The organism is Streptomyces vastus (assembly GCF_039532825.1).
Taxonomy (GTDB): Bacteria; Actinomycetota; Actinomycetes; order Streptomycetales; family Streptomycetaceae; genus Streptomyces; species Streptomyces vastus.
Map to the genome: position 1 here is coordinate 1 of NZ_BAAASJ010000053.1, position 15,258 is coordinate 15,258.

A 15,258-nucleotide genomic window follows, 5' to 3' on the forward strand; every position below is an offset into this window, starting at 1 on the left:
CGAGAGCTACCTCGCAGGCCTCGAACTCCGCGCCTCGATGATCTGGCTCGAAGACATCCTGCGAACAGCCGATTGATCACGACATCACACAGGCCCTAGTGCCGCGAGCAGGCTGGTCGACGTGCCCCGGCCCGGCCGCCCGGCCCAGTGCACCGGCGCCGCGTCGCCGGCACAGGCGGGGCACGTCACATGTCACCAGCACCCATATGAAGGGGTTTTGGCATGCCCGCTCTCGCAGAGTTCACTGCGGTCGTCATCGACTGCGCCGATCCGGCCATGCTCGCCGAGTTCTACAGGAAGGCCACCGGCTGGGAGATCACCTACTGCGACCAGGACTTCGCCTCCCTGGGCAACGGCGGTCGAATGGAGATCGCCTTCGTGCGCATCGAGGGCTACCAGGCCCCGGGCTGGCCCGACGCCCGCAAGCACGCGCACCTCGACCTCACCGCCACCGACTTGGAGAGCACCGCCAAGGAGCTGCTCGCTATCGGGGCAGCGAAGCCCGAGTTCCAGCCCGGCGAGGGCAAGTGGGTGGTGCTCACCGACCCCGAGGGGCACCCGTTCTGCCTCACCACCGGCGACTGACCACCCGGCAGACAGGAGAGACCCCACATGGCTCACATCCACAAGGAATTCCTGATCGAGAGCGCCCCCGACAACGTCTGGGCGGCAGTCCGCGACGTCAGCGAGATACACCGGCGCCTGGCACCCGGCTTTGTCACAGACACACGTCTCGAGGCGGATACCAGAGTCGTGACCTTCTCCAACGGCGTCGTGGTGCACGAGCTTCTCGTTGATATCGACCACGAAGCCCGCCGGGTCGCTTATGCGGTGGTCGGCGGGTCACTGGCCCCCAAGCACCACCACGCGTCGATGCAGGTTTTCGCGGACGGCAAGGACCACAGTCGGTTCGTCTGGATCACCGATGTGACACCGGACGACCTCGCAGGCCCTATCGCCGAGATGGTCGACCAGGGAGCACTCGTGATCAAGCAGACGCTGGAGACCCAAGCCACGCTGGACAACTGACCGAGCGGCTTGGAAGTGCGGCGCGGCTCCGGCAGGGGCCTGGCCCCGATGGAGCCGCGTCCGCTATCCCCGTGGGAAAGCTCGTGAACTTCTCCCAGGGGAATATCGGCGACCGTTCACACGGGTTCGCGTGAGACCGCGTACGCCTCGCCGTCAAACAGGTGGGAGTGACGCTCCGTCAGTTCTCTGCTCGTATCCGCCGCGGTCGGCTGTGGCCGGTGACGGTGCTGGTTATGCAGGCCGATGCAGCGTTCTGGGACTCTCTCGTATTCGACGGGATCGACGACGTGGACGTCGAGGCGGTGACCGCCGCCTTCGGCACGGTCGATGTGGTGGCGAGAGACCGGGCGGCCGGGGCGGCATGTCCGGACTGCGGTCGCTTTTCGGACCGGGTGCACGACTCCTATCAGCGCAGGTTGAAGGATCTCCCGCTCGGTGAGCAGAGCGTCGTGATCTTGTTGACGGTCCGGCGATTCATCTGCGGCGCGGCGGACTGCCCGCGTCGTACGTTCGCCGAGCCGTTCGCTCAGTTGACCGCGCCGTACGCGCGGTTCACCACTCGGCTCAACCACACCCTGGAGCGCATCGGGCTCGCGCTGGCCGGACACGCCGGCGCCCGACTGGCGGCCCAACTGGGCCTCGACGCAGGGCGGATGACCTTGTTGCGCAGGGTCATGGCGCTGCCTGATCCGCAGTTCAGCACGCCGCGCGTGCTGGGTGTGGATGACTTCGCGATCCGTCGGGGCCAGACTTATTCCACCGTCTTGACCTGCGGAGAAACCCACCATGTGGTCGATGTGCTCCCGACACGCGAAGCGGGGCCGCTGGCCACGTGGCTGACTACCCACCCAGGCGTGAAGATCATCTGCCGAGACCGGGCGGGTGCCTACGCCGAGGGTGCCCGACTCGGCGCTCCCGACGCTCTCCAGGTCGCCGACCGGTTCCACTTGTGGCAAAACCTCGGCCGGGCCGTGGAGACCTGCGTCGCCGCCCACCGAGACTGCCTGCGCACCCCGTCGCCGCAACCCAAGCCGTCGCTCGTCGACCCGCTGTCGGAGGCGCCACGTTCGGACACCGGATCGCCGCAACCCAAGCCGTCGCTCGTCGACCCGCTGTCGGAGGCGCCACGTTCGGACACCGGATCGCCGCAAGACAATTCGGACCGTCCCGGCCCGGATCCTGTCGGCCGGCGGGCTGAGCGCAAGAAGGCCGCGCACGCCCTGGTCCATGAGTTGCTCGCGCAGGGCCACTCGCGTCGGGCGATCGCCCGGCACCTGGGCTGGAGCCTCAACACCGTGCTGCGGTATGCGCGCGCCGTGCGCTGGCAGGACACCTTCCGCGAGAACCGGCCCCGGCCCAGCCGGCTGGATCCCTACAAGCCCTACCTGGAGCGACGGTTCCCCGCAGGATGCACGAGCGTCACCCGGCTGCACGGCGAACTGCTTGCCGAGCACGCCCCCGTCACCTACGCCATGGTCCGCGCTCACATTGCCACCCTGCGCACCGCACCGTCGGGCACGCCGCCCCGCCGCCGTCGGTGCGGCAGGTGACCGGCTGGCTCACCCGTCACCCCACGGCCCTGAGCGAGGAGGACCGCGCCGATTTGAAGAACGTCCTGGCCCGCTGCCCCGAACGCCGGATCAAGGCCGCCGGGTTCCCGCGCGCCAAGTCGTTTCGGGCGTTCGACTTCGACGCGAACCCCGCCATCGACCCTGCTGTCCATACCCTGGCCTCGTGCGAGTGGGTCAAGAAGGGGTTGCCGTTGTGTCTGATCGGCGACTCGGGGACCGGCAAGTCGCACCTGTTGATCGCGCTGGGCACCGAGGCTGCGATGGCCGGCTTCCGGGTGAAACACACCCTGGCGACGAAGCTCGTCAACGAGCTGGTCGAGGCCGCCGACGAGAAACGGCTGTCCAAGACCATCGCCCGCTACGGCCGCGTCGACCTGCTCTGTATCGACGAACTCGGATGTGCGCCACGAGGCGCTGATGGATCTCGCGGGATGAGAGGCCCGCCGTCGGTCCTCGCAGGGACCGGTTGAAGCTGGAGGCAGGCTGAACGCCGGGTTGGGGGTGAGGCCGGAAAGCAGCCTCGACAACGTAGGGGCGGACCGACACCACCAGGTGGTTCGTGCCCGCAAGCGAAGACGGAATGGGTGCAAGGAAACTGAACCAGTGGTTGACGTCCCGTGAGTCGTCAGCGGTCTGCCGAATCTGGTGGATGGGCCGCTTTGCAGTGCTGGAGAGTGCTCTATCCGATGGCCTCTCCTCTCCCGCCGCCCTTATCCCATGGGTTTCGGGAGGCCCGGACCAAGACTGCGATGTGCGGTCCGTGGCGATGCTGCCGGGGTATAGCTGGGCACCGAAGTGTCGGCGTACGAGCTGAAGTGGTCGGGTAGCCCGGGGGTGAGATTCCCCCGGGCTACCCGACCACATTCTCGGTTGTACGCCGACAGCCAGGAACCGGAACGCGACATCGTCCACGCATTTGCGCTCGATCGCCCGGGATGAGCGCACTCCGCTGGTGTGCCGTAGGTCAGCAGACGCAGCATCAGTCGCGGGTCATAGGGCGGGTAGCCGCGCTTATCCGTGTAGTCGGCCAGCACCTTGGAGAGGTTGAGCACCTCGTCGACCAGGTCTGCGACGAACCGCGCGAGGTGGCCCTCGGGCAGCCAGTCGTCCAGCGACGGCGGCAGCAGCAGGACCTGATGCGGGCGAACGCCCGGAAGGTCTTGTCCACCGCCGCCGGACGGCCCTGCGGCCGCCTCGCCTCGCCCGACTCGACTTCGAACAGCCCGTCCTCACCGCGCATCCGGCCATCATCCCGCACCAGTGATCACGAGACATAGGAGGGTTGTCGTGCCCTGACGGGCGGTGGGGTGGCTGCGCTGGTCCCTACTGGGTTGCCGCGGTGAGGACCGGCTCGATGCGCTGCAGGACATCGGGCCATCCACGTCCCATGCCTTCGAGCGCGGCCTTGCCCAGCGGGGAGTCCAGGTCGAAGCCGGCGTGTTCGAGGAGCAGGCGCGTGCCGGTCCCCTCTGGGAGCAGCTGCCAGGTGATCGTGGTGTCCAGAGAGCCCGGGGCGAAGCTGTAGCGGAGCAGGCGCTCGGGCTCGACGGCGAGCACTTCGCAGGCCTGGTGTCCCCAGGTCCCCATGTCCAAGGTGAAGCGGTGGCCTACGACAGGCTGCACATCACCAGCTGCCCACCACCGCGCGTGCAGGTCTGGGTCGGTCAAAGCCCTCCAGACCACCGAGGGTGAATGGGCGATGAACTGGTCACAGCGGATGACAGCTGGGTCGGTGGTGATCACGGGTTCTCCTCGTCGATCAGGTCGGCCAGCGCCCCCATCCGGGCGCGCCAGTAGTGCTCGAAGGGATGCAGCCACTCGCCCACCTCGGCAAGTGGCTCCGCCTCGAGGTGGTAGTAGCGATGCCGCCCCCGTGGCTCCTCTCGCACCAACCGTGCATTCCTGAGCACCGACAGGTGCTCGGAAACCGCGGGCCTGCTGAGCGCGAACTCGCTGGCGAGATCACCCGCCGCGCGCGGACCATCCCGCAGTGCCTCCAGCAACCTGCGCCGCACTGGATTGGCCAGCGCGCTGAACACATCGACTACTGCCATGTCCGCCACTATGCGTCGGAAGATTCCGACGTGTCAACCTTCTCCGACGTATCTGTGAACGAGCTGGTACTGATCGGGTTGCCGTTGCTGCGCATCCAGACCGTCGTGACCTTGAGGCCGGTACACACCGCGAACCGCGACTTGATATAGATCGCGGCATCCCCCGCCATGTGCGTCTTGCATTCGGCCAGCGACATGGTCCGAGCCGGATTCGGATACGACACCGGGTCAGCCGCTGCCGCCATCCCCTGTCGCGCCGTAACGGGCGCGACAGTCGCGGACGGCGTCACCGCCTGCCGACCGTAACCGGCCGCAGGCCCAACCGTCTCCAGCGCGGTACTTCCGCCGGTCAGCTGACCGGACTCGGCTGCCAGGCGGCCGCGTGCCTCCCCCGAACGCAGCTCCTCCAGACCCGGAACCGGCGCGCCAGGCGGCAGCATGAACGTCTGTGCCCGCACTTCGTCCTCCGGGCCGGCTGCCGCCCCCGGCGCGGCCGCCTGCGTCAAAACCCCCACCGCCAGCAGCACCGCCGCCCGCACACGAGCACGACGAAGCCATGGTCTCGCTCGTGAAACCCCCGGTAATGCATGGCAGCGGGCCCTCCGCTGCCGGTCACCACCACCCCTGTCGAACAAACGATCACAAGATTGGGGCGACACGCCGGTACTGGCGCGATCACCCCCCACACCGGCCGAAATCACCGTTCTCTACGTCCGGGGCACGGTGAAGGAGAACGACCGCACGATCTGCTTCGACTACGACGCAACCGACTTCAAGAAGATCAACACTACGGCCACCAGCGGCCTGAAGATCAAGATCGAGGGTACCGTCCCGAAGGACTGGCCGGCGAGCGCCAGCCCCAAGGTGGGCGGCGACCTGCCGATCACGAAGACCTTCGACCAGCTGCAGCAGATGCCCTCGGCGCACTTCACCCACGCCGTGCGCTAGGCGCCGGGCCAGGGCACTGGTGCGGGGGCCGCGGACGTGGTCTTCGGCTTCTACCAGCCGGTGCTCACCTCTACCCTGCCTCCCGGCTGGGTCGGCGACAGTCCCGCGGTGGGCAAGCCCGCGATGATCGCGCCTCGCTGGGACGCGGGCAAGTACCTGAGCAACCCCACCGGTGGCGGCAACCCCGCGAAAAAGGGCGCCGCATCCTTCAGTTACCTGGCCACCCTCGTCTACAGCACCAAGTCGACCGCGCCGGAGCGCGGAGTGGCCGCTCACATCAGAAGGCCTACACCACACTGGCCGCGACGAAGCCGACCAACGGCAACAAGAAGATCCCCGGGCAGACATCGTCCGCCCCACTGCACCGCCTGTTCCTGGACAGCCAGCGCCGCAAGGACAACCGCGCGCGGGCGGTGAGCAACTGCCGCCGCTACTTCGGCGCCGGCTACAGCGAGAACAACACCAAGAACTGCGACGAGTTCCCCTTCGCCACCACCTACGAGGGCACAGCACAGGCCGAATACGATCCCCAGGCGGAGAAGAACAACTTCTCCGTCCTGCCCGTGATCAAGAAGCAGAGCGGGGACGCCGGGACCCTGCTCGGCCAGTTCTACAAGAAGAACCGCATCATCGACGGCATGGACGACGGCTTCCTCGTCAAGATCACCTCATAGCCGGCCCGGGCGGCCAGGATCCCGACGGAGGGGCCTGGCCGCCCTCTCACCCTGCGGCGGGCCAGAACTGCACCAGGTAGCGCTCGATGCCCTCCGGCACGCCCTCCTGCGCCAGGCGCTGCACCTCACGGCGGCCCTCGCAATACACCCGCACCTGCCACATGCCGTCCGTATCCGACAGGTGCACGGAGGCGTCCATCGGTCCGGTCGCGACACCCCACAAGGCCAGCTCGCCTGATGGGCAGTGAAGCCGCGCTTCCGCACGTTCCTCCCAGGCCCCGCGGCCATCGGCAGCGGGCGGCTCGGCATCCCACACCTCGGCAGTCAGCGCGGCGGTGTGCGTGTGGCCGGCGCTCTCGATGTCCAGCCGACCCTCATGAACGGTCAGGAACGCACCCCCGGCCTCACGGCCTTCCGGATACTCAAGAGGGACCTGCGTGTCGTCGAGGTCTTGCAGAGCGAAACCGTAGAAGTCGACCTCTACGTCCAGCTCCTGCTGCTGGATCAACTCGGCCACCACTACTCCCGAGCATCTGACGCGACATCATCATCAGTGATCCTATCCGGCGGCAGGCTCAGTCGACGAAGTCGCCGATGAGGCTGGTGAATTCGTCGGGAGTGGCCCGCCGGATCCGAGGGCATGGCCGCCCTGTTGCTTCGCGATCGACGGGTCGCTGGCCGTTGACGACGGCGCTGTCGCCGACATTTTCTGAACCTGAGCAAGGAGCGCGTACCGCTGGCGTGATGACCACTGAAAGGTGTGGAGAGCCTCCTGGGAGGCCGTCTCACGCCTTCCGGCTGACCGCGGGCCCTTCTGAGGGCCAAGACCGCAAACATCAGGGTCAGCGCGCCCGAGGTGAAGAACAGAGGCGCGACCCACCAGGCGTTCCCGCCGGTGACCGTGCCGTTCTCGGCCACGCACGCCACCTCCGGCGGAAAGAGTCTTCTGCGTACATCGCCGCAGAAGTTGGGCAAGTCATCGTTGATCACATACGCCTTTCCCCAGCTCAGGAAGCAGTTCGTGAGGAAGACGGAGAGCGAGACAACGAAGAGGCCCGACATCTGGTTCTGACGATCGGGCACCGGATGTGCATTCGCCCTCGGTTCTGTCATGAACGGGGAGGGTACTCGTGCAAGCGCCCCGTTGCTCCCGCGACAGCCAGCCGCTCGGCTACGGCGTCAGCCGCCCAGCGTCTCGCGCAGCCTGGTAGATCGGGCTCACCCCGAGCTGCTCGAAGAACGCGTCCTGGGCAGCCGAGCTTGGCGGTAGGCTGCCCGTTCCTGTCGAGCCTGTATGACCTGGAGGTCTGTATGGCTGATCAGCCCCTCAAGGCGCATTTCGTTGCCGATCCGATCGAGCTTCCTGACGGCCGGAAGGTACGCGTCAGCGCGTACCCCGACGGCAGTATTCGGTTCCGAGTGGACGGGCTGCCGTACGTCCTCACCGAGGCGTATCTCAGCGGTAACCCTGAGAACGACAAGGCGATCTTGAAGATCTCGCCCGGCAAGCAGGGCAGCAACGCCTCTCACAACTACGTGGAATGGTTGGAAGAGAAGAACAGCCAGTAGCGCACGACCGTGCCCTCGACCTCCACCAGCGTGATCGGGGGCACTTCGCGTATTCCGCCCAGAAATTGGGCTTCGACCACGAGGACCACTTGGCCACCAAGCCAACGTCCCGGTGGCCTCTGAGGACACGGCGGTTCCCGAGACGCCCACCCTCCCAGCCGCTCCTGCGCCAACGGGAGCTGAACCGGTCAAAGCCCGCACCGAACCCGCAGGCCCGATCCCAGAGCCTGCTTTTGAGAACACCGCGCTGCGCCCCGCCGCTGTGCTGCATCCGGCGGCCACGACCAGGCTGGCGTCGCGGCGTCCGGCCGGCCGGTGGTGCCGATGCGCGGTTCGAGAACGGTCCGCTGGCGGTCGTCGACGTTGAAGACGGTCAGGTGCTGGCGTACTGCACCGGCGGCCTGGTCCTGGACGTGCCCGCCAAGAGCCTGCCGTCCCTGGTGGACTGGACACTGAAGGAGGCCCGGCTCGGTCAGCCGAAGCTGTCGGGGCCGGGCAAGGACGCCGACCCGCTGATCGTCCTCACCGATGCCGCGCTGGAGCGTTACGGCCTGCCCGTCGCTCTCACCGAGGAGGAGCGGCTCGCCGGGCGGATCCCGGAGGGCCACAAGGTCATCAAGCAGCTGATGCCTGCCGGCTGGAAGCTGACCAAGCGTGGGTTCGGGCCGTGGGCGCGGATCTACCGCCCCGCCAAGGGCTCCGGCCGCCGGTGCGTGCAGCTGTGCATCCCGTCGTGGAACGCGCTCGACTCCCGCCACTGGGGCCACGCCGCACAGCTGGCGCCGGCGGATCTCGCCCGGGTGCTGGGCGTATACGCATCCCGGGTGATGACGCCGCGCGGCTCCACCGCCGTGACCGGCCTGGAGCTGATGACCGCGCTGCACCCGCCGACCCACGCCGTGCGGGATGAGGCCACCGGTGGCTTCCGGCAGGCCGACGAGAAGACCCCCGGGTCGCTGGGCAAGGATCCGGTGGACTGCGCGCCGTGCGAGGCCCCGGACGGGCACCCGCTGCTCGCCGATCTGCCGCGTTTCCACCGGCGCACCCCGGCCGAGGTCCTGGTGGAGGAGGCGTACAACTGGGCGCGCCCGCTCACCGACGCCGAATGCCTTCGCCCTTACCTGGTGGGCATCGACGTGAACATGGCCTTCGCCGCCGGCGCGAACGGCCTCACGGTCGGCCTGGGCGCGCCGACGTACGTCAAGAACCCCGTCTTCGACGCGAAACTGCCCGGCTCCTGGCTGGTCGACCTCAGCCACGTCGACCTGTCCCGCGTGAAGCTCGCAAAGGAGTGGACGGACCTGGACGGCGAGCTGCTGCCCAGTCCGTTCACGCCGAAAGGCGAGCGGCCCGAGGGCCCGGCCTGGTACGCGACACCAACCGTCGCCTACGCGGTGGAGCTCGGCTACGACGTGCGCCCGATCGAGGCTTACGTCCGCCACGACAACGGCCGCTACCTGGACGCCTGGTACAACCGGCTGCGCGATGCCTACCTCGCCACGATGGCCGACCTCGGCGTGCCCGCCGGCGCGAGCCCGGAGGAGTTCCTGAAGGCGATGGACGGCTACCGTCAGCGCGACCCGGAGTTGGCGATCGTGGTGTCCGCGATCAAGGCGACGGTGAAGGGCGGCATCGGCAAGCTGCGCGAGCGCCCGCGGGGGGAGGGCTGGAAGCCCGGGCAGCCGTGGCGGGCCCTTGCCCGGCCGACGTGGCGCCCGGACATCCGCGCCGCCGTCATCTCCCGGACCCGGACCAACATGCACCGCAAGATCGTCAAGCACGCTGCCTTCACCGGGCAGTACCCGGTCGCGGTCCTCTCGGACTGCGCCGTCTACGCCTCCGACGGGCCGTCGCCGCTGGAGTTCCTGCCCTACCGGGACGGCAAGCCGCTGCCGGGCGGCTTCAAGCTCGGCATCAACCCGGGCCTGGTGAAGTGGGAGGGCACCCAGGAGGTGCTGTGGGGCGAAGAGGTCCGCGAGCGGTTCAACGCGCCGGAGCTCAACCTCGCCCGGTACATCAAGGACGGCACCGTCACCGACGTCGACAACGGAGAGTAGGAGAGGGCGACGATGAGCCTGTTCGGGGACGGCCTGGAAGCCGCGGTGCAGAAGGCGTTCACCCGCCCGGCGCCCAAGAGCGCGCCCGCGCAGATGCGGTACCTGGTCAAGCAGCTCAAGGGCACGAAGGCGGTCGCCCGGATGCTGCGGATCTCCCAGCGCACCGTCGAGCGGTACGTGAAGGACCAGATCAAAAAGCCCCGCCCGGACCTCGCCGCCCGCCTGGAGCGCGAGGTGAAGGCCCGCTGGCAGCCGCAGATCCGGGCGAAAGCCCGCGAGAAGGCGGCGACCACCGGCGGCATCGTCATCGACCCCCGCGCCCGGCTCGGCTACACCGCGCCGATCGGGTCGACCGACCAGGACCGCATCCGGCACCTGACCGTCGCCCTGCCCCCGCAGTACGCGGCCCGCCTCTTCGACGCCCAGGAGCAGGGCGCCACCGAGCAGCGCCTCCAGGAGCTCGCGGCTGAGGCACTCAAGGAGGTGTACTTCCAGGACAACGGCCGCCGCGCCGGACAGTTGGAGGAGGTGCACTTCACGGACATCGAGCACCTCGAGTTCGACCTGTAGATCTCGAACAGCCGCGAGCCCCGTCGACAGCATCATGCTGTGGTCAGAGCCGGTCGGCAGCGCGGAACTTGATGTCCATGACAGCGGAGGCGATTTCGTCCTTGCGCCACTTCTCGGGGGAGTTGTGGTTCACCAGGCCGCCCGCGTAGGCCATGTGCAGCAGTTCGGCCTTGGTGTGCCTGCGCATCAGCTCGGTGAGGCGCGACATCCGCGCCCTGCCCCGCGATGCTTGGGTCTCGCGTTCTTCCTCCGTCACGGTGTCGCCCTGGTCGTGGTCCTCCTGCGCCTGCCCGTCTGACGGCGCGGGCTGGACGGGACCGTCATCCACCGGTGCCGGGGCACCGGACGGGGCCGGCACCGCTGCGGCCTTGGCCCAGGGCATGCCCAGCGCGGCGAGGGCGGCCTGCTGCTCCTGGGTGAGCTTGTCCCACCTCGCCCGGGTGTTCGAAGTCCATACGCCCAGCTTCACGACCGTCGGCTCCGTCTCGCCGTCGACCGCGATCTTCTCGCTGTGCCCGCGCGGCGGCGGCCGGTTGGCGCCTTCCCGTTCCACCCACTGGGCGAGGGCCTGCACGCCGCGCTGAAAGGCCGCTGACGCCTTCCCACCGCTCTTGGCGGCCGGGGCAGGCGTGGGGCGCTCAACGGGTGTCACGCCCAGCGTGGTCAGCCGTTACTGCTGCTCGGTGGACAGCTGCGCCCAGGTGCTTGCCTCCCGCATCCGCGCCAGCCGTCGTCCGATGTCGTCGCCGTCCATGAGTACGCCGGGTGCGATGTCGGGTAGGACGCCGTCGGGTTCGTCGGCGGCGAGGTGGGCGAGGATGCGGTAGTGGCGTTGCCAGTCCAGTGGCCAGGGGCAGTTCCAGTCGGGGTCGATGGCGGTCAGTTGCGCGGCCCGAGCCTGCGCGCGCTCGGGGTTTTTCCCGAGGCCGCCTTTCCTGCGGAGGTTGGCCATGTGCTGCCCGATGGGCACCAGCGCGTCGCCCTCGCCCCAGACCGTGTCCTGGCGGGGAGCGAGGTGCCCTGCGGCCTGCCGGTAGGACCGGAGCGCGGCGAGTTTGTTCTCCCAGGCTTCTTCGCCGGGCTCCCACACCATTCCGGCCTCCGGCGCGTCCAGTAGCTCTTTGCGCCGTTCCTCCAGTTCTCCGGCCACCTGCGAGCCGCGGGTGTCGGCGAAGCACACGGCCTCCACGCCCCGCTCGCCGGTGATGTCGACGCCTTCCCCCAGGACCCGCGCGCAGGCGAGGAACGCCCGGTGCACGCGCCGGCCCGTGGCGTCGATGCCGCCTGCGAACTGCCGCAGGACTTCCCGCCGTTCGGTGACGAGGTGGTCGCCGCACAGTCATGCCGACCACACGCGGTCCGGCGGTCCGTGGCGGCCGGTCTTCAGCTCGTAGAACTCGGCGTTGATCGACGATGCGGGGAGGCGGTCTGCGGCCGCCAGGTCGTCGTCGGAGGTGTCGTTGACGTACAGTTCGGCTGCCGTCTCCGGCATCTTCTCCGCGAACGCCGCCGCTTCCTCCACCTTCTGATGGAAGGTCATCACGGTGCGCAGGTTGTGCGCGGCGGCGTGCTCCAGGAGCGCGGTCTGCAGCAGCGCCAGGCGCCGGCCGCGCTGCGCCTCCTCCGGTTCCCCGAGGACCGGGGAGGGGTCGCGGATCTCCAGCACGTCGATCTCGAACCCGGCGAGGATCTCGCGTTCGATCGCCTCCGAGAGCCCGAGTTCGGCCAGCCACGACCCGTACGTCCCGTCCGGGTCGTCGGCCATGGTCGCGATCTCCAGTTCCTGGCCGTCCGCGCCCTTCTGCGGCCGGGGCGCGGCGAGGATGCGCGGGGTCGCGGTCAGGTAGAGCCGGAAGTCGGCGGGGATGCGGGCGTTGTCGTGGATCGCCGCCCACGGCCTGCCAAGATCCCTCGCCGTACCGTGGGCCTCATCCACGATGGCGAGCATCGGCCGGGTTCACACCGAGCAGGTAAGCGGCGACGAAGCCGGAGACGCTGCGTCTCAGTCCGTAGGGCAGTCGCTGTTATTCGGTCCCCACCCCTTTATCGGCTCCCTGTTCAGGCTGAAGGAGCCGCAGATCAGCGCCGGGCGGGGGCCGTCCTCGGTGTGGCGGACGATGACCAGGCCCTTGTCGAGCGGGGGCTTGGAGTAGATGTTGTCCTCTGGGTAGCGGATCGCGCCGCTCGCGCCTTCCAGCTCGATCTCGTCGTCCAGCTCGGACTTGACGGCGGACGCGCTGACCTCGCCGGTGTTGCTGTCGTTGGCCTCGTCGGCGGCCAGGCCAATGAGGCGTAGGGCGTCGAAGGCCAGGGGGGCGCGGCCGTCGTTGAGCCAGAGGTCTTCCTTACCGGCGTAGTAGGCGTAGGTTTTGGTGAACCGCTCCGCCTCTCCGTTCCTTTCCCTGTGGCCGACCGGGAGGACATGGACGGTGTGGTAGAGCCGCAGCCAGTTCTGGGCGTAGTCGTCCTCGGCGCGCATCGCGGCGTTGGTGAGCTCGTTGCCGCCGATGACGGTCAGGTTCTGGTACGCGCAGTTGGTGTTGCTGTAGCTGTTCAGGAAGGCCCTGAACCGCTCGACGCGCGATGCCCAGTACACGACCGTCCGCCGCTCGTCCTTCTTGCGTCGGCAGATCTGGTCGGCGGCCTCGCCGGCGCTGATCGTCGTGCTGGGGAATTTGAGGGTGTGCGTACGGCCCTCGAAGTGCTCGATGAATTTGTCCCCAAGTTCGTCGCTGTAGAGGTCGTCGGGGTCCTTCACCACGACCGCTTGCAGGGCGGTGTCGCACTTGCCGCTGTTCTCGGCGGGGTCGTCGGTCTTCTCGATGACACTGCCGCTGTCGGCGAAGGCCGCCTCGGTCTTCGCCTCACGGTCGTTGTTCGGCGCCAGGGGCCGGTAGTAGCCGCCATCTGTGTGCATGGCGACGGCCGTCGCGGTCGTGCCGACCACCGGAATCCTGTGCCGGTCGAATTCCTGGGCGGCTCGCAGGGTCTGCTGACGGCTCTCGGCGAATCCGACGACACCGATGATCGTCCGGCTGTCCTGGTGGCTCTTGCTCTTCTCGGCTTCGTCGGCGACCTTCTCGGCGACCTTCGCGGCGTTCTCGAAGTCCTTCCCGGCGTCGCGTACGTCGACCACCAGTCGCACCCGGTCCGTGTCCTGCTCGGCCTCGTGGTTCACACGGGCCTGGGCCATCCAGACGCCGCGCAGTTCGGCGAGGGCGCCGTTGAAACCCGCCTTGCTGTCGTCGGAGCTGATGGGCGGGCCCAGGTGGACCACCCTGCGTACGATGATTTTCTCGTCGGTCTTGGCGGCGGCTTCGGCGGCCAGCGCCTTCTCGTTCAGCTTGTCGATGGCCCTGCGTACGGCCACATACTCGTCCTCGGGCTTCTGCCGCCGGAGTCCGTTCTGCGGCAGGTCCACCCCGGGCAGAGTTTCGGGTGTGACGTTCGCTGCCACGGTGGCGCCGTCGAGACAGTCGACGTTCCTGCCCTCGCCCCCGCCAACCAGCCACTGCGCCACTAGGGCGAGCGTCACCGCGACGGCGACGAGTTCGACCCCTCCTTCCCCGCCCGGTCCCCAGGGGTGGACATGCGACCGGACAGGGACGACGGGCAGCCCTCCGCCCGCGATACCGCCTCCCGCGAAGTACTTCTCCGGGATGGTGGGGACCAGGAGCCACGGGTCGCCCGCGTCACCCGGTGCCCCGGCGTCCTGCCGCAGATGCTGCGCGGCGACGGCGAGACCGTCCTCAGCCTGCCGGTCCCAGCCCTGCTCCGGCCGGTCGGCGTAGCCCTGCGGCAACCCGGCGCCGACCACGAAGAGCGAGGAGCTGCCCCGCTCGCGATACGCGCTGCGATACGCCTGGAGAAAGCGCTCGACGTCCCGCGCCTGACCGCTGTCGGCCGGGGGCAGTTCGAGCAGCACCACGCGACGGGTCCGCCTCCGCCGCTTCCACGGTCCGAGGAAGCGGCCGGCGCGCGCCCGGTGCAGGTCCGCCAGCAGTGCGCGCATCAAGAACTTTTCGAGCTCGAAGAGCGGGTTCTGCCTGGCGGCGGCATCACTGGCATCGCTGCTCCGCAGCGCCGTCGCCTGTGCCTCAAGCAGCTCGGACATCCTGTCGATGAAACTCCCGTACGGCTTCGTAATGTTGAGCCACTTTCGGGCCCAGCCGTACTTTCCCGACCTGACGCACCGCCACGTCCAGCGCCAGTCCCACAGCATCCGGGGCAGCTTGATGAAGAGCGGTTTCGCGAGCACCGTCAGCAGAGCGGTCATGAGCGTCCCGGTGTTCTGCCCGGGAGCGGGAGCCAGCTGGGCGAGGGCGTGCGGCATCCCGCCGTGTTCGGAATCCTCGGTCCGCTGCGCGTAGAGCCAGTCGCGCATCGCCCTGCCGTTGAGCTCCTGGTGCAGTGCCCCGCCCTCGGGATCCGGCTGGGCCGCGACGGCTCGGGCCCTCTCCACCATTCGCTCGACAAGGTCGAAGTCACGCAGCCTGAGCTTCCCGGCCCGCGTGGGGGGCCTCCATTCGCGCAGCTGCTGCCCGACCTGCAAAGTCAGCAGCTTCTCGCCCGGGTGGCCACCCTGTCCGCCCTGGGTGACCAGCAGCTTGGCATAGGCGACGGCGCGATCGTCGTTCAGGCGCAGCGCCTGTTCTAGCGCCTCCACCGTCAGGGTAGCCCGGTCCGTAGCGTGCTGCCCCTCGCCTCCCGTATTGATCAGGACAGGAGGCGGCGTGTGTTTGTTGAGGGACGCCCAGCCACTTGGACGCACCACGGCCTTGAAACC

The 15,258-nt window shown here is 68.5% G+C and carries 15 protein-coding genes and 3 pseudogenes; 10 read left to right on the forward strand and 8 right to left on the reverse strand.

Features of this window, described 5'->3' with window-relative positions; all coding sequences use genetic code 11:
• The first annotated feature begins 222 nt into the window (after positions 1-222).
• The 4 genes and pseudogenes from ABD357_RS23895 to ABD357_RS23910 form a co-directional block, all read left to right on the forward strand.
• Positions 223-585 (forward strand): VOC family protein, encoded by a 363-nt coding sequence (locus ABD357_RS23895; RefSeq protein ID WP_344392779.1) that lies wholly within the window; start codon positions 223-225, stop codon positions 583-585.
• A 27-nt stretch (positions 586-612) separates the two neighbouring features.
• The gene (locus ABD357_RS23900; protein WP_344392780.1) at positions 613-1,029 is read left to right on the forward strand and encodes an SRPBCC family protein; all 417 of its coding nucleotides are present in this window, start codon (positions 613-615) and stop codon (positions 1,027-1,029) included.
• Positions 1,030-1,316: 287 nt separating this feature from the next.
• Positions 1,317-2,579, forward strand: coding sequence for an ISL3 family transposase (locus ABD357_RS23905; protein ID WP_344392781.1), 1,263 nt, complete (start codon positions 1,317-1,319; stop codon positions 2,577-2,579).
• Between the two features lie 71 nt (positions 2,580-2,650).
• Positions 2,651-2,998, forward strand: a pseudogene (locus ABD357_RS23910) (ATP-binding protein); the annotation flags it as partial.
• A gap of 469 nt (positions 2,999-3,467) precedes the next feature.
• Here the strand turns inward: ABD357_RS23910 and ABD357_RS23915 are convergent.
• The 4 genes and pseudogenes from ABD357_RS23915 to ABD357_RS23930 all read right to left on the reverse strand — a co-directional run.
• A pseudogene (locus ABD357_RS23915) lies at positions 3,468-3,768 on the reverse strand (transposase); the annotation flags it as partial.
• Between the two features lie 155 nt (positions 3,769-3,923).
• Positions 3,924-4,343: an SRPBCC family protein gene (locus ABD357_RS23920; RefSeq protein WP_344392782.1), complete on the reverse strand. Its 420-nt coding sequence runs from the start codon at positions 4,341-4,343 to the stop codon at positions 3,924-3,926.
• Positions 4,340-4,654: an ArsR/SmtB family transcription factor gene (locus ABD357_RS23925; protein ID WP_344392783.1), complete on the reverse strand. Its 315-nt coding sequence runs from the start codon at positions 4,652-4,654 to the stop codon at positions 4,340-4,342. Before ABD357_RS23925 ends, ABD357_RS23920 begins: the two co-directional genes overlap by 4 nt.
• An 8-nt stretch (positions 4,655-4,662) precedes the next feature.
• Positions 4,663-5,193: a hypothetical protein gene (locus ABD357_RS23930; RefSeq protein ID WP_344392785.1), complete on the reverse strand. Its 531-nt coding sequence runs from the start codon at positions 5,191-5,193 to the stop codon at positions 4,663-4,665.
• Between the two features lie 184 nt (positions 5,194-5,377).
• Between ABD357_RS23930 and ABD357_RS23935 the strand changes: the two genes are divergently transcribed.
• Positions 5,378-5,602 carry a hypothetical protein gene (locus ABD357_RS23935; protein WP_344392786.1) on the forward strand — a complete coding sequence of 75 codons (225 nt, stop codon included), beginning with the start codon at positions 5,378-5,380 and terminating at the stop codon, positions 5,600-5,602.
• Positions 5,603-5,976: 374 nt separating this feature from the next.
• On the forward strand, positions 5,977-6,276 hold the full coding sequence (locus tag ABD357_RS23940; RefSeq protein ID WP_425584977.1) for a NucA/NucB deoxyribonuclease domain-containing protein: 300 nt from the start codon (positions 5,977-5,979) through the stop codon (positions 6,274-6,276).
• Between the two features lie 46 nt (positions 6,277-6,322).
• Here ABD357_RS23940 and ABD357_RS23945 read toward each other — a convergent pair whose 3' ends face one another.
• Entirely contained in the window at positions 6,323-6,793 is a 471-nt protein-coding gene (locus ABD357_RS23945; RefSeq protein ID WP_344392788.1) for a hypothetical protein, read from the reverse strand.
• 339 nt (positions 6,794-7,132) lie between these two features.
• Between ABD357_RS23945 and ABD357_RS23950 the strand changes: the two genes are divergently transcribed.
• From ABD357_RS23950 to tpg, 4 genes are all read left to right on the forward strand, one after another.
• Positions 7,133-7,348, forward strand: coding sequence for a hypothetical protein (locus ABD357_RS23950; RefSeq protein WP_344392789.1), 216 nt, complete (start codon positions 7,133-7,135; stop codon positions 7,346-7,348).
• Between the two features lie 239 nt (positions 7,349-7,587).
• The gene (locus ABD357_RS23955; RefSeq protein WP_189321805.1) at positions 7,588-7,845 is read left to right on the forward strand and encodes a hypothetical protein; all 258 of its coding nucleotides are present in this window, start codon (positions 7,588-7,590) and stop codon (positions 7,843-7,845) included.
• A 233-nt stretch (positions 7,846-8,078) separates the two neighbouring features.
• Positions 8,079-9,902, forward strand: a complete 1,824-nt coding sequence (gene tap, locus ABD357_RS23960) for a telomere-associated protein Tap (RefSeq protein WP_425584973.1) — start codon at positions 8,079-8,081, stop codon at positions 9,900-9,902.
• Positions 9,903-9,914: 12 nt separating this feature from the next.
• The gene (gene tpg / locus ABD357_RS23965) at positions 9,915-10,472 is read left to right on the forward strand and encodes a telomere-protecting terminal protein Tpg (protein ID WP_344392790.1); all 558 of its coding nucleotides are present in this window, start codon (positions 9,915-9,917) and stop codon (positions 10,470-10,472) included.
• A 43-nt stretch (positions 10,473-10,515) separates the two neighbouring features.
• Here the strand turns inward: tpg and ABD357_RS44800 are convergent, their stop codons facing one another.
• From ABD357_RS44800 to ABD357_RS23975, 3 genes and pseudogenes are all read right to left on the reverse strand, one after another.
• Positions 10,516-11,124, reverse strand: coding sequence for a helicase associated domain-containing protein (locus ABD357_RS44800; RefSeq protein WP_425584974.1), 609 nt, complete (start codon positions 11,122-11,124; stop codon positions 10,516-10,518).
• 21 nt (positions 11,125-11,145) lie between these two features.
• A pseudogene (locus tag ABD357_RS23970) lies at positions 11,146-12,417 on the reverse strand (helicase associated domain-containing protein); the annotation flags it as partial.
• Positions 12,418-12,474: 57 nt separating this feature from the next.
• Complete coding sequence (locus ABD357_RS23975; RefSeq protein WP_344392792.1) at positions 12,475-15,138, reverse strand: type 1 periplasmic-binding domain-containing protein; 2,664 nt, start codon at positions 15,136-15,138, stop codon at positions 12,475-12,477.
• Between the last annotated feature and the right edge of the window lie 120 nt (positions 15,139-15,258).